10 protein-coding genes and 1 pseudogene are annotated in these 14,398 nt (G+C 62.2%); 6 read left to right on the top strand and 5 right to left on the bottom strand.

What is annotated here, in order from left to right:
* The first annotated feature begins 10 nt into the window (after positions 1–10).
* From kdpB to MTHMO_RS09755, 3 genes are all read left to right on the top strand, one after another.
* A complete protein-coding gene (gene kdpB, locus MTHMO_RS09765; RefSeq protein WP_202214602.1) occupies positions 11–2,050 on the top strand; it encodes a potassium-transporting ATPase subunit KdpB in 2,040 nt (679 codons plus the stop codon).
* Positions 2,051–2,061: 11 nt separating this feature from the next.
* Positions 2,062–2,658, top strand: a complete 597-nt coding sequence (kdpC, locus tag MTHMO_RS09760) for a K(+)-transporting ATPase subunit C (protein ID WP_202214601.1) — start codon at positions 2,062–2,064, stop codon at positions 2,656–2,658.
* 199 nt (positions 2,659–2,857) lie between these two features.
* Complete coding sequence (locus MTHMO_RS09755) at positions 2,858–4,705, top strand: alpha/beta fold hydrolase (protein ID WP_370568329.1); 1,848 nt, start codon at positions 2,858–2,860, stop codon at positions 4,703–4,705.
* A gap of 18 nt (positions 4,706–4,723) precedes the next feature.
* On the opposite strand, the gene MTHMO_RS09750 is transcribed toward MTHMO_RS09755, so the two are convergent.
* The 3 genes and pseudogenes from MTHMO_RS09750 to MTHMO_RS11045 form a co-directional block, all read right to left on the bottom strand.
* The gene (locus MTHMO_RS09750; protein ID WP_237394887.1) at positions 4,724–6,196 is read right to left on the bottom strand and encodes a hypothetical protein; all 1,473 of its coding nucleotides are present in this window, start codon (positions 6,194–6,196) and stop codon (positions 4,724–4,726) included.
* A 499-nt stretch (positions 6,197–6,695) separates the two neighbouring features.
* Positions 6,696–7,193: pseudogene (locus tag MTHMO_RS11050) on the bottom strand (sialidase family protein); the annotation flags it as partial.
* A 572-nt stretch (positions 7,194–7,765) separates the two neighbouring features.
* Positions 7,766–8,101: a hypothetical protein gene (locus MTHMO_RS11045; protein WP_237394886.1), complete on the bottom strand. Its 336-nt coding sequence runs from the start codon at positions 8,099–8,101 to the stop codon at positions 7,766–7,768.
* Positions 8,102–8,238: 137 nt separating this feature from the next.
* Between MTHMO_RS11045 and MTHMO_RS09735 the strand changes: the two genes are divergently transcribed.
* The 3 genes from MTHMO_RS09735 to MTHMO_RS11295 all read left to right on the top strand — a co-directional run bounded on the left by MTHMO_RS09735 (position 8,239) and on the right by MTHMO_RS11295 (position 11,103).
* The gene (locus MTHMO_RS09735) at positions 8,239–9,354 is read left to right on the top strand and encodes an ISL3 family transposase (RefSeq protein ID WP_237394885.1); all 1,116 of its coding nucleotides are present in this window, start codon (positions 8,239–8,241) and stop codon (positions 9,352–9,354) included.
* Between the two features lie 81 nt (positions 9,355–9,435).
* Positions 9,436–9,939 carry a hypothetical protein gene (locus MTHMO_RS11300; protein WP_370568327.1) on the top strand — a complete coding sequence of 168 codons (504 nt, stop codon included), beginning with the start codon at positions 9,436–9,438 and terminating at the stop codon, positions 9,937–9,939.
* 198 nt (positions 9,940–10,137) lie between these two features.
* Positions 10,138–11,103: an IS1634 family transposase gene (locus MTHMO_RS11295; protein WP_370568326.1), complete on the top strand. Its 966-nt coding sequence runs from the start codon at positions 10,138–10,140 to the stop codon at positions 11,101–11,103.
* Positions 11,104–11,333: 230 nt separating this feature from the next.
* Here the strand turns inward: MTHMO_RS11295 and MTHMO_RS09725 are convergent, their stop codons facing one another.
* Positions 11,334–13,877: a TonB-dependent receptor gene (locus tag MTHMO_RS09725; RefSeq protein WP_202214599.1), complete on the bottom strand. Its 2,544-nt coding sequence runs from the start codon at positions 13,875–13,877 to the stop codon at positions 11,334–11,336.
* Between the two features lie 74 nt (positions 13,878–13,951).
* A complete protein-coding gene (sufU, locus tag MTHMO_RS09720) occupies positions 13,952–14,392 on the bottom strand; it encodes a Fe-S cluster assembly sulfur transfer protein SufU (protein ID WP_202214598.1) in 441 nt (146 codons plus the stop codon).
* Positions 14,393–14,398: the final 6 nt, after the last annotated feature.

The following is a 14,398-nucleotide window of genomic DNA, read 5'->3' as shown; positions in this document are numbered from 1 at the left end:
AGGAGAACCCATGAAGGCGAAGCAGTTTTCTTTTTCCGACCCGCAACTCTTGGCCTCTTCCCTGCAGGGAGCGATCACGAAGGCCAACCCCTTTGTTCTCTGGCGTAACCCGGTCATCTTCGTCACCGAGATCGGTGCCATGGTGAGCACCCTCGCCATCTTTCTTTCCCCGGAGTCGAAGCTCTTCACCGTGCAGATCTCGCTTTGGCTCTGGTTCACGGTCTTCTTTTCGACCTTTGCGGAAGCGATCGCCGAGAGCCGGGGGAAGGCCCAGGCGGATAGCCTTCGGCAAGCCCGGACGGTCACGATGGCCCGCCGCTTGTTGGACGGAAGGGAGGAGACGGTGTCGGCCTCCGATCTGCGCAAAGGGGATCTGGTGGTCTGCGCCGCCGGCGATCTCATTCCGGCCGACGGCGAGGTGATTGAGGGCGCGGCGACGGTCGACGAGTCGGCCGTGACGGGAGAATCGGCGCCGGTCGTCCGGGAGAGCGGGGGGGATCGGAGCGCGGTGACGGGCGGGACGAAGGTGATCAGCGACCGGATCGTGGTCCGGATCACCAGCGACCCCGGGGAGACCTTCCTCGACCGGATGATCCAGCTCGTCGAAGGGGCCAAGAGGCAAAAGACGCCCAATGAGATCGCGCTCGGCATCCTGCTGGCGGCGCTCACCTTCATCTTCCTCTTGGTCATCCTCACCCTGGTGCCGTTCCTGCGGTATTCCCACGCTCCGGTTTCTATCCCGACGCTGGCGGCTCTCTTCGTCTGCTTGATCCCAACGACGATCGGAGGGCTTCTGAGTGCCATCGGCATCGCGGGAATCGACCGGCTGGTGCAGCACAACGTCATCGCGACAAGCGGGCGCGCGGTGGAAGCTGCTGGCGACATCGACGTGCTCCTCCTGGACAAGACGGGCACGATCACGCTCGGAAATCGGATGGCCACGCAGTTTGTTCCGGCGGCGGGCGTGGATGTTCTCCGGCTGGTCGATGCGGCCCAGCTTGCTTCGCTGGCCGACGAGACGCCCGAAGGCCGATCGATCGTGATTCTGGCCAAGCAGCAGTATGGGCTTCGGGCGCGGCAGGTGCTGGAGAACCAGGCCCGTTTCGTTCCTTTTTCGGCTCAGACGCGGATGAGCGGCGTCGACTTTCCGGAAACAGACGGGCTCCCGGCTCGGATCATCCGGAAAGGGGCCGCAGACGCGATCGAGCTCTTCTTGCGCAAGCAAGGCGCCTGTCTACCCGATTCGGTTCGGGAAACGGTAGACCGGGTCGCCCGGGAGGGCGGGACTCCCCTCGTGGTCGCCGAGGGAAAGGAGGCATTGGGCGTCATCTATCTCAAGGACGTGGTCAAAGGGGGGATCAAGCAGCGATTCGCCCAGCTGCGCCAGATGGGCATCCGGACGATCATGATCACCGGGGACAATCCCCAAACGGCGGCGGCGATCGCGATGGAGGCGGGGGTGGACGATTTCCTGGCCCAGGCGACCCCGGAGGCAAAGCTCGCCCGCATCCGTCGCGAGCAGGAGGGCGGACACCTGGTGGCGATGACCGGGGATGGAACCAACGATGCACCCGCGCTAGCCCAGGCCGATGTCGGCGTGGCGATGAACACCGGAACGCAGGCCGCCCGGGAGGCGGGCAACATGGTCGACCTCGATAGCAACCCGACCAAGCTCCTCGAAGTCGTCGAGATCGGCAAGCAGCTCCTGCTGACCCGCGGGGCGCTGACTACCTTCAGCGTAGCGAACGATGTCGCCAAGTATTTTGCGATCATTCCCGCGATGCTGATGGGAACCTTTCCGGCGATCGCTCCATTGAACATCATGAAGCTCCGGAGCCCGGAAAGCGCGATTCTCAGCGCGGTGATCTTCAACGCGCTGATCATCGTGGCGTTGATCCCGTTGGCGCTGCGGGGTATCCGGCTTAGGGGCCTGACGGCTCGACAGCTCCTGGTCCGCAACGCTCTCATCTATGGACTCGGCGGGCTCATCGCCCCCTTCGTGGGAATCAAGGCGATCGATCTGCTTTTGGGCCTCTTGCCTCTGTTTTAGGGAGATTGCCGATGAAAGGTCTTTTCCGGCGCATCCGGATCGCTCTTGCGGTCACCGGTGTGCTCTTGGTGGTTTTGTGCGGCTTCTACCCTCTGGCCGTCTATTGGACCGGCCAACTCCTCTTCCCCTTTGAGGCGAACGGGAGCTTGGTCCGCGCTCCCGACGGAACCCTGCTCGGCTCGGCCCTGTTGGGGCAGAACTTCCGAGGCGCCCAATATTTTCATCCCCGGCCCTCGGCTGCGGGGGAAGCGGGCTACGATGCCACGGCTTCCGGTGGACGGAACCTAGGGCCGACCTCGAAGAAGCTGGTGGAGGCGGTCGCGCAGAGCGCCGCCGAATACCGGAAGGAGAATCTTCTCTCGCCGGACCAGAGGATTCCCGCGGATGCGGTCACCGCTTCGGCCAGCGGTCTCGATCCCCACATCAGCGTCGCCAACGCGCTTCTCCAGCTCCCCCGGGTGGCCCGGGAACGGAAGATGGGGGACGACGAGCTGCGGGCGATCCTGGCCCGGTACACGAGCAGGCCATGGTTAGGTCTCTTCGGCGAGCCCGTCGTCAACGTGGCCATGGTCAACTGGGCGCTCGACGGAAAGCTCGGCGACCGGTAGGGCGGGCGACGGCCCCATCCTCGCCTGCGGGATCTCCTCCGCGAAAGCGGGGTTGTCAGCGCCAGGGTTTTCCCCTACGGTCCTTGGACTCATCGCGATGCGCTCCCCCTCGATGTTTCGCCTTTTTCTTTTGCTCCTCTGCTCCGGGATTGGCGAGATTCCGGCCCTCCTTCCGGCCGCTCCTGCCGGCGGGAACGCCGTGCCCCTCATTCCCCTTCGGGTGCTTTTCGAGGAGCCGAAGCGGACTTCTCCGCGCATCTGCCCCGACGGCGGCAGGCTGGCCTATCTGGCTCCCCACCAAGGAGTCTTGAACGTCTGGATCCGTTCGTTGGGAAAGCGAGATGACCGTCCGATCACGGCGGAAAAAGGGCGAGGTATCCGCTCTTTTTTCTGGTCTCCGGACAGCCGGGCGATCTTCTATCTCCAAGACCAGGGCGGAAACGAGAACAGCCACCTCTTCCGCGTCGATCTCGACAAAGGCTCGGCGACCGATCTGACCCCGTTCCCGGGCGTCAAGGTCCATCTTCAGGCGGACGACCCCGCCCATGCCCGATCCATCCTCCTCACGTTGAATCGACGGGACCCCAAGATATTCGACGTCTACCGGCTGGACCTTTCCGACAATCGGCTCGCCCTGCTCGCCGAGAATCCCGGGAACGTGGTCGAGTGGGAGGAGGACCATCGGTATGTCGTCCGCGCCCGATTGGCTATGCTGTCCGGGGCCCGGCAGGAGGTGAGCGTTCGGAGGGCGACCGACGCTCCGTGGAAAGCGGTGGCTTCCTGGGGTCCCGACGAATCAGGGGGCTTGGTGGGATTCTCTCCGGACGATCGCTCGCTCTGGATCCTTTCGACCGTAGGAGCGAACGCCGAGCGGCTCCTGGAAGTGGATCCGGAGAGCGGGAAGCAGACGATTCTGGCCGAGGATCCGCACTACGATGTTTCGGCCATCCTGACGCATCCGAAGACCTATCGCCTCGAGGCGGTCGCCTTCGAGCGAGAGAAGCTCCAATGGCGTTTCTTCGACCCGCGGGTCCGTGAGGCATTCGATTATCTCCAGAGCCGGCATCCCGGCGAGGTGACGATCGCCAGCCGCGACTTCTCCGATACGACTTGGGCCGTGGCTTTCTCTTCCGATACCGACCCTGCGAGCTTCTATCTCTTTCGGCCGGAGGAGAAAAAACTCGAGTTTCTTTTCGCCTCCCGGCCCGAGCTGGCTTCCTACCGGCTTGCGCCCATGGAGCCCATCTCCTTCCCGGCGCGGGACGGCCTTCTCCTCCACGGCTACCTCACCCTGCCGCTCGGGGCGACCGGCAAGGTGCCTTTCGTTCTTCTGGTCCATGGCGGCCCTTGGGCGCGCGACAGCTGGGGATTCAGCCCGCTGGTCCAGCTTCTGGCCAACCGGGGCTACGGTGTGCTGCAGGTCAATTTCCGCGGTTCCACGGGCTACGGAAAAGAGTTTGTTAATGCGGGGGATCGAGAATGGGGCGGAAAGATGCAAAGCGACCTGATCGATGCCAAGCGGTGGGCGGTTGCGCACGGTTACGCCGATCCCGGGAAGTTCGCGATCATGGGAATGAGCTACGGCGGCTATGCAACTCTGGCGGCGCTGGCTTTCGATCCCGGAGAGTTCGCCTGCGGGGTCGAAGCCATGGGCCCTTCCAACCTGCTTACCATGAGCCGCTCGATCCCCCCTTACTGGGAGCCGATGCGGGCTCTCTTCGAGAAGCGCCTCGGAAGCCCGGAAAAGGACGAAGCGTTCCTCCGGGAACGCTCCCCGCTCTTTGCTGCCGGCCGTATTCGGGCTCCTCTCCTGATAGCCCAGGGAGCCAATGACGTCCGGGTCAAGCAGGCGGAGAGCGATCAGATCGTCGAGGCGATGCGCAAGCAAGGGCTTCCGGTCGACTATCTCCTCTTCTCGGACGAGGGCCATGGCTTTGTCCGTCCGGAGGATCGCCTCCGGTTCTTCCGGGCGGCCGAGAGGTTCCTGGCCCGGCATCTCGGCGGAAGGGCCGAGGAAAGGGCGGAGCCCGAACAGGCAATCCGTTGAGCGGGAGAATTCCGTAATTCAGTACCACCACTGCCAGGAGACGGTGGCCATCCAGCCCATGCCGTACTGGACCCCGTTCCAAGACTGGTAGCAGGGCACGACGATCTGTGCCGTAAGAAAGTTGCCCTGGAGAGCGCTTTCGGGCGAGGTCGCGATCTTTTGAAAGCCTTCGCTGGCGAAGCCGGGCATCCTCATGTTGACGCCCAAGCCGACTCCAGCCCACTCTCCTCCTGTCCAGGAGGCCACGATATCGGGCATGGCGACAAAAGGAGCGGTTCGGAGGGAAAGCTCGTTGACCGGGTTTGCTCCATGGATCCCACCCTGGTAGGAGCCTAAGCCGCTAAAGTTGAGGGAGATCGCCTCGGTGAAGCTGTAGGAGATCCATCCGTTGCCCAGGAACGAGTTGCCCCAAGCATACCCTTGGGAGTTGCGCCCGACGGGGATCGTGGCGTAGCCCTGGACTCCCCAGCCCCAGTGGCGATCCTCGCTTTGCCCTAGGTAGGTCGCCGCCGTGATGAAGGCAGGCACCCCGAGGCCGAGCTGCATGTCGTAGGGATAGACATTGTGTCCGGCCATGTCGGGCATCGTCTCGTCGATCGACCCCGTAGGAACCGAGAACCCGTAGTTCATCTGGAGCCGGTTCCGGTGAAAGTCCAAGACCTTCCAGATCGCCTGGAAGTTGATGTCCCCCAGGCCGATTGCTTGCATCGACATCTCCGATCCCGGGGGCATCGGCTGGAGGGGAAGTCCGTTCTTTCCAGTCGGATAGCCCATGGCCATTCCGTGATCCATGGCCATTCCGTGATGCATCATGCCCGGCGGCATGTACCCTCCCATGGGCAGCCCAACCATCGTCATCTGCTTGTCCCAGATCGGGAACATGGCCATGAAGGTCAGGTTGTCGGTGATGCCCATCATGAGCATCGGCATAAACTGCTCCATGAACATGTTGAGATCTCCCATCGCCACCGGCTTGCCGCCGTATTGGACCGCGCCCAGGCCGTTGAGGTTCATGGCGTTGGAGCCCTCGTAATAGTTCGGTCCCATGTTCATGTACATCCACCAGAACCCGACCATCGGCTGATACTTCCGGTGCATATGTCCGGTGCCCATGAGCGTGGCGGGAGCGTCGCTCGCGGCGATCTTGTCACTCCAGATCTCCGGAGAATCGAGGCTCCACCTCGAGTTGTTCCATGGCGCCAGGACAGTAGGGGCCTTGCCTTCGACGACCGTCTCCTCGGCGGTCGAGGTGGGAAGGTTCTGGGAGAGGAGGGGCTTCTTTAGGGACTGGGCCTGTCCCGATTGGGATGGGGGAACCTCGTCGGCGGCGATCTCGGGAGCGAAGCCGGGCGCGGAGCCCGCGTAGGCTCGCTTCTCCGATAGCGTTAAAAGAGTTGGTAGTAAAGAAACGAGAAGGATTGAGCGGAAAGTAGGACTCCTTTGGCAAACGAAACTCCGGAAATCGGTGGCATCTCTTCTCGTGTTTGTCATGATGATGTATCCAGCTTTGCCGGGAGCATAGCGGCGAGCGGGTAAGATCGTCTACCGACCGGCGCACCCGGTGCTCACGTCTGTGCCGGAAAAACACCCTGGGGAGGGAATCGGGGTTCCCCTGAGGGGTCGTAGGGAAGGCAGCCTTCCGGCCCTTCGCTATGGCCGAAGCGGTCAGCGCAGGTCGAGGCGGGCCGAGTTCCACCGGCTGTGGAGGGGGTCGGGAGCTTCCGTCCAAAGGATAAGGAAGCCATCCTGGGTGCCGACGACCCGAGGATGGGTCGCCCAAACCCGCTCTTGGGAGAGAGGCTGGGGGGGCGCTCCAGCTCTTGCCTCCGTCCACCGACCGGACGGCGACGATTCGAGAGGTGGACCCCGCGGAATCTTCCCAGACGGCGCAAAGAGTGCCCGCCGCCGCCGCGAGATCGACAAAGCGCCCCTGGGCCGCCAGGCGGGCAGGGGGAGTCCAGGTGTTTCCGCCATCGCTGCTCTTCAAGAAGTAGAGCCCGGCGCGGTCTTGCTTCCCCGTCTGCACCGCGGTGCAAAGAGTCTTCTCTTGGCCCGACCCGAGGCTGGCGATCCCGGAGCCCCAATGGGGACAGGCGAGGAATTCCCAGTGGAAATCTCCCACCGGGCCGAGACTCTTCCACCGTTCTCCGCGGTCGAGCGAGACCGCGAGGGCCGTGTCGCGGGGACGGGCCATCCGGTAAAGGACGAAGAGCGTCTGGCCCTCTGTGAGGAGAGCGTTGGGGCAGCAGGTGCAGCTATCGGGATCGATCGTCCGGTTTGCCGACCAGTGCATTCCCGCATCGTCGGAAAAGGCGGCACGGAGCCCCATCCGGCCGTTGCGCTCATCGAGCCAGACCAAATGGCACCTGCCGCCGGTATCAAAGGCGAGATCCAGAAAGGCATGGGCGCCGCCCGCATCCCCATCGCCGGCCGGGTTCCTCCCGGCTTGCCAAGTCTTGCCGCCGTCCGTCGAGCGGGCGACCCCCATCTTGCCTCGGCCCATATATCCGCTCCCTCGACCGGTCCAGACGCAGACGATCTCCTTGCCGAAGGCGGCGATCTGCGGGTCGCCCCCCCGATGTCCAGGAACGGGTGGGACGTCCGTCGGGACGTCGATCGGCGAGGAAAAGCTCCTGCCCCCGTCCCGAGACGCGCGGTAGAGAAGCCGCGGCGGTTCGCCGGCTGCTTCCTCTTCGAGCAAGAGGTGCAGAACGCCCTGGGCCCGATAGATGTCCACCGCCGTCGTCCCCATGACTTCCGCCTGGCGACGGTGAGGGCCTCCGTGTGGAGGGGAGCCTTGCGGCAAAGCGGCAAAAAGCGCGCACGAGATCAAGCTCCAAGCGATCGAGGCGATCATCACCAACTCCGCTGGAAGCCGCCGTAGAAGGCTTGCAAAAGACCAGGATAGAAGACCGACTGGGCCGCGGCTCCTCCGGCGAGCATCGCGTTGGTGACTGGCGTCGCGGTCACCGCGTAGATGTTGTTGGTGATGTTCCGGGCGTCGAAATAGAGCGACCAGCCGTGCTTCGAAGTGTAGCCGAACCGGAAGCCGAGGACGGCCTAGGCGGGAACGTCGAGGGTATTGGCGTAATCGACGGGGTAGGGGGTGATCGAGGCTTCGACATTCGGACCGATATAGAACCCGGAGGGATGTTGATACATCAGTTGCGCTTGCAGATAGTTGATCGGGAAAAGAGGCAACCTGTTCTGATGGTACACCGGATCGTTCGCGAAGCGGAAGTTGCTGTACATGAAGTTCGTATTCAGAATGAGGCGATCCGATTCCTTGTAATCGACCAGGAGCCAGGGGAGAAGCTTTTGGCTCTTCGCTGTGGGGAGTGGATGGAGGGGGCGGATTTGCCATTGAGGGATGGCAAGAAACGGTGTTCTTGCCATCCGTCTTCGACGGATTGTGCGTCCGGGCGATTTGCCGTCAAGGACACTTCGACTTCGTCGATCCTCCTTGACGGCGGATTGCCAAGCTCGCCTCGTTTTCCGATTCTTTGGGCAGGGATGCGAACAAGCTTTTTGGGATGGCCTTACAGTTGGGTCCGGAATGGAAGGTGACTCGAAGCGAACTGTCTGCGGTGGAGGCACAGGAACTTGTGGCAGTACAAGACCGAGCTGGTGGCGGGGGTTCCACGGGTGGACTGTCCGGAGCACGGAGTGCGGTTGGCGGAAGTTCCCTGGCCAGACCGGGGGGCGGGTTTACCCTGATGATGGAGGCGGTCATCCTGATGCTTTCCCAGGAGATGCCGGTTTCGCAGGTGGCCGAGATGCTCAAGGAGCAGGACACCCGGCTGTGGAGAATCTTGGAGCACTACGTGGAAAAGGCCTACCGGAAGGAGGACTGGAGCGGGGTGAAGCGGATCTTGGTCGACGAGACCAGCAGCAAGCGGGGTCACCGCTACCTGACCGCGGTGACCGACGCGGACAGCCGGAAGCTCCTCTTCCTGGCGGAGGGCAAAGGGAAGGAGACCTTGGAGGCATTTGCCAAGGAGATGCGGGAGCATGGAGCGGATCCCGAGCAGATCGAGCGGATCTGCATGGACATGAGCCCCTCCTACATTTCCGGAGCCAAGGAGCACTTCCCCAGGGCGCAGATCGTCTTTGACCGCTTCCAGCTCATGCAGATGGCGAGGGAGGCGGTCGACCGGGTGCGCAAGGAGTTCGTGCGTCAGGGGCTGCTGCCGAAGGGAAGCCTCTGGGCACTGCGAGGCAACGAATGGACGCGAAGCAGGGAGCAGAAGAGTCTGCGTGCTTCTCTTTGTGCGGCCTACCCCCGACTGGGAAGAGCCATTGGGTTGCGGGAGGCTCTGCAAGAGATCCTCGCCCAAGAGGATCCCCAAGAGCTCCGCCGGTGGCTCCAGTGGGCCGACCGCAGCCGGCTTGCTCCCTTCCGAAAGCTTTCCAAGACGATCAAAGAGCACATGGATGGCGTCCTTGCTTTCCTCCAGAGCCGGGTGACCAATGGTCTCATCGAGGCGAAAGGCGGCCTTATCCAGCTCGCCAAAAGGATGGCCAGAGGCTTCCGAAGCTTCCGGTGCTTGCGGATCGCCGCTTTCCTCAAAGCCGGCCCATGTTTGGTGAAAAGCGGCCTTTTTGACGACGGCTCCAGGGTTGGGGAAGGAAATTTTGCAAAAAGGTAGTGCCACACTGTGAACAACTTGGCTGCATGAAAGTGGCCTTTTGTGCTTGCGATTCACGGTGACGACCGGTAATGCTATTTCATGTTTCTGCGCACCCTGCGGTTGCGTCGGAAGGACGGGAGCGAGGCGGAGTATGTCCGCTTGGTGGAAAGCTACCGGGAAAAGGGAAAGGTCAAGCAGCGGATTGTCGCGACTCTTGGCCGCAAGGATCTCTTGGCACCCCACTTGGATCGGCTCGCGGAGTTGCTCGGGCGGAGCGCGCCGGCTTCTCGGAGAGCGCTTGAGCCTCAGGAATCCACAGTTTGGGGTCCAACGCTTGTCGCCAGACATCTCTGGAAGGAGCTGGGTATGGAAGAGCTCTTGGAGGAGAAGAGGGGAAAGGCAAAGGACTGTCCCTTGCGGAACGGGCGTTCGTCCTTGTGGTCAACCGGCTCTTGTCCCCGGGAGCGAACACGCCTTGGCCCAGTGGCTGGAGACCGACTACGTTCCCGACGGGAGAGGAGAGCGGATCCGGCCGGTCTGGAAGCAGAATGGCCGAGTTCGGGTCGACCACCGCTTCCTTTGGCCGTGGTACCGGACCCTTGACGAGTCTCAGGGGGCGGAAGGAGCGGACCTAGGAAGGGCTCTTTGCCCGGCTGCGGGATCTCTTTTCTCTTAAGCCCGAGATGGTCTTCTATGATTTGACTTCCTCCTATTTCGAAGGGAAGGCCCCGAGGGTTTGGCTCAATACGGCTACAGCCGGGATCAGCGGGAGGGAAACCGGCAGATCCTCTGGGGGTCGTCATGGCCAATGGCTGGCCGATTGCCCACCATGTCTTCCAGGGCAATCGGCACGATTCGGAAACAGTTCTGCCGATCGTCGCCGATTTGGAGAAACGCTTCGGGTTGCGTCGGATCGTCTTCGTCGGGGACCGGGGGATGGTGAGCACGGCCAACTTGGGCTTCCTGTGGAGCCAGGGGCATGGGTTTTTGTTCGGCTTACGCCGACGAAGGAGCCCGGAGGTCTTGGAGTATGTCCGCAAGGCCCAGAGCGGTTCCTGGCAGCCCTGCTCTCCGGAGGAAAAGGATCGGGTCTGCGAAGTCGAGGGAGCGCTTCCCGGGCAGCGGATCTTCGTGGTCGAAAGCGCCGAGCGGCTGGCCTACGAGCAGGCCATGCGGGAGAGGGATGTCACGAAGACCCGGGAAGAGTTGGGCAAACTCGCCAAGCGTATCGAAAAAGGAGAGCTTCGGAATCGGGAAGAGATCGGCAGCTGCGTCGCCCGAATCCTCTCTCTCCATCGCGGCCACCGCTACTTCCGCTGGAGTCTGCGGGCAGGCAAGCTCCAAGTGTCCGAAGAGCCGGTGGAGACCGAAAAGCTTCTGGAGGGGAAGTACGTGATCCTCACCGAGGAAAAGGATCTCTCCCCGCTCGAGGCGGTCCGGGCCTACAAGGAGCTCTCCGAGGTGGAAAGAGCCTTCCGGAAGCTCAAGGACGTCCTGGAGCTTCGTCCGATCTACCACCACAATCCCAAACGGGTGCGGGCGCACGTCTTCGTCGCCGCCTTGGCCTTCCTGCTCGACCGGCTCCTGGAGAAGAAACTCAAGGCGGCCAATCTACCCTTCTCCAGCGAGCAAGCTTGGGCTGCCCTCCGAACCATCCATCTGGTGGATTTCTCCTTCGGAAGCGAAAAACGTCGCGGGGTCACCGCCGGGAATCATCAGGCCCGGCAAATCCTCTCCGCCTTACGCATCTCTGCCCGGGAGCCGTAGCCGACCGCAAAGGGCAAAAATAGCCCCTGTAGTGCCAATTGGAAATGACGGGTACTGTCTCGCAACGACTTACAAGACCTTCCCCCAAACATGGGCCGGAAGGCTGAGGTTGGATGTTCCCGCCTTGGCCACATGAAATAGCGAAAAGGCCTCCGGTGGAAAACCTGCGCCCGCCTCGCACCCAAGCCCATTTGCGGCGCCTCGGCTACGAAATGTGTGAGAAATGGCCGTTAGAACTTGAACACCAAGGTGCCTTGGACCCAGAACGGCATGCCGGGGACGATGTCTTCATAGTTGAAGGTCCGGGTGCCGTTGGCGCCCATGCCGAAGGCAAGCCAGTAGGGCTCGTTCGTGAAGTTATAGAAGTAGAGGCGGAATTCCCAACGGGGGGTAGTATAGAATAGAGTCGCGTTGAGCACGAACTGAGTGGGAATCTTTACCGCGTAGTCGTAGCCCAAGGATTGCTCGCTCATGACGAGGCCGCCGAGGGTAACTCCCAAGCCGAGGTCGGTTCGATAGGTGACCATGCCGCTCATGACCTGGTCGGGAAATCCGAGGAAGTTGTAGATTCCCGCCGGGAACATGCCGTTATTGTTAAGGGGGAGGTTCTGCTGCAGGGCGAGCGCGGTCGAGTAGGTCTGGTACATGGGCGGTCCATGGCCGACCGAGGTCCAATCCTCCGTGCCGTGCATGTAGGCATAGCCGAGCTTCGCCCAGAAATGGCGGTCAGGCTGGTAGGTGATGCCGGCTTCGAAGCCGGTGACGGTGGACGGCGTGGCGGGACCGGCGCGATTGTTGAGATAGGTGTATTGCGAGAAGGCGTCGACCGAAGCGAAGAGCCTGTTCCGGAGTAGGTCGAACTTGAATCCCCCTTCGTAGAGTTCGTTGAGCAGCCGGAATTGGTTGGCGGTGAAAAAAGGAGAAAACCCCCCCATGTCTGCGGCGTTGACGACGTAGCCCCAGTTGAAGTCGAAGTAGGCGCTCATCCAGGGGAAGATCCGGTAGACCGGACCGACCGTCACCAGCGGCGTCAATTGGGTGGTGTCAAGTTGCGTGAAGAGCACCGCCGGGGTCCCCGGAGGAGTCTGGGCGGAAACGAAGTAGCCGGTGGCTCGGGCGCCGACCTGGAGGGAGAGCTTGTCCGAAATCTCGAGCGAGTGCTGGTAGAAGGGCGAAACCGCCGCGTAGCGGCAATCGGTGGTTCCGGCTGCGAGATTGGCGGGCTCGAAGTAGTAGCCGGGCGGGGCGCCGGGGATCGGCCACTCCCCTCCGAAGGGAGCCTTGGGATTGCCGATCCTGGATTGGAACGCCTTGGAGAGAAGAGCGTTCCAGAGGAGGGGATTCTGATTGATCAGGCTGTAGCTGTTTAGGACGATGAAGGAGTCGGAGTTGTAGTCTAAGTTTTTCTGATAGTGAAGCTCGACCCCGGCATCGACGAGGTTGTGGAGGCGTAGCTCTCCCAGCACGGCCCTGGTTTGCTCCGATTCGTCTCCCGCGCCCGCCGGGAGATCGAAAGTGAGCCGGCACTCGGTCCGGTTATCGATCTCGTAATCGCCGCGGCAGGACTCGCTATAGAAGATCGGATGGAGAATCCACTGGTCATCGTGGTACCAGAAAAAGGTGTTGTTGACGATCTGGAGATCCTCGTTGACTTGGGCCTTTTGAATCACCTGCATGAGGCCTGTTGTCCCGTAGCCGCCGTCCGTCGGGTTGAAGAGCACGTCCCGGCGGCTGATCCCGACGGGAGATCCGAGGTAGGTCGCGGCTCCCGGATTGTTCACCGGGCCGATGGTGGCTTGCATGGGGGAGAGCGCTCCGGGAAGGTAGAGGCCGTTATCGATCAGCGACTGGGTCGGCCGGTTGATCATTCCCCACATGGGCGTGTAGTCGTAGGTGCCCAGATCTCCGAAGAAGTCGATCGTGTAGGATTCGTTAGGGCGGTAGCCTAAGGCCAGGTAGAAGTTCTGCTGGTCGTTCCGCTGGTACTGATAATAGCTGCCGTTTTCCTGGCCCATGTAGCTGAATCGGTAGGCGACCTTCTTGTCCTTGTCGATGGGTCCCCCGATATCGGCCCCCCACATGTATTCCTGGTACATTCCCATCGTATCCCAGAGATACCCGCGGAACTGGTCGAAGTAGGGCTGCTTGGTGATGTAGTTGACGTAGCCTCCGGAAACCTGCGTGGCTCCATAAACTGCGTTGGAGGGCCCTTCGACGAGGTCCATCGACTCGACCATGTTGTAGTTCCAGGGGATGTTCTGCTCGCTGTTGTTGTTGAGGGTCTCCTCGATGCCGTTGATCAGGGTCAGGCCGTTGCGGCCGCGGATGGTGGGCGCGCTGGCGATTCCATAATTGATTTGGGTAAGGGCCGCGGGAGCGAGCATGGCCGTCGAAAGAGGATCCAAAAATCCGAATTGGCCGATCCCAGCCGATTGCGCGAGTCCGCGGGAGATCGGAACGACGTTCCGCGGGGTGTCCATGACATCGATCGGGACTCCGTAGACCGAGGAGTCGGGCCGCGCAGTCGGGAGAACGCTTTCCTCGCCTCCCACCCCGGTCACCGTGACCGCGGGGAGCGAGTACGGTTGGCCGGCGGACCCGGGAGAGAGCGGCGGCGGGGCCTTCTTGCTCGAGGCGGAGGGAAGCGGAGCCCCTTCGTCGGAGGTGGAAGGATCCGCCTCGGAGGAAGCGGGTACGGCATGACCCGTGAAGAGGAGCCATGAAAGACCGAGGCAAAAAGGAGAGAAAGGCGAAAATCGGCGCCGGATATTCATAGATTTCCGCACGTAATGTTTGCATTACGTTGGAAAGCAAAAACAATGCCGTTGTTGCAAGAAATCGAGAATTTTCAGGCCGAATTCTTTTCGCCCGCTCGGAGCGCGTCCTCGAGCGCGTGCCAAGAGAGCATGGCGCAGCCCACCCGCTGGGGGAAGCGGCGCACCCCGGCAAGGGCGGCCAGGTCTCTCGGAAGCTCGTCCCGCTCGGTGGTAGCGCCGGTGAGCAGCCGCTGAACCTTGGCAAAGAGCGCTCGGGCTTCTTCGGCCGTCTTTCCGTGAACCGCCAGGGTCAGGAGAGAAGCGGAGGCCGTGGAGATCGCGCAGCCCGACCCGTTGAAGCGGATCGCCTCGATCTTTCCCTCGGGGGAGAGCCGGAGGAAAAGCCGGACCGAATCCCCGCAGCTCACGTTCTTGGCGGCGGCCGACCGGTCGCAGCTTTCCAGGTCGCCGAAGTTCCGCGGGTGCCGGGCGTGCTCGAGGATCGCTTCCCGGTAGAGTTCGTCGAGTTCCATAGTATA

Origin of the sequence: Methylacidimicrobium sp. AP8 (assembly GCF_903064525.1) — a bacterium.
Taxonomy (GTDB): Bacteria; Verrucomicrobiota; Verrucomicrobiia; order Methylacidiphilales; family Methylacidiphilaceae; genus Methylacidimicrobium.
Note: the sequence above shows the minus strand (reverse complement) of the source record. Positions and strands in the feature narration are given on the sequence as shown.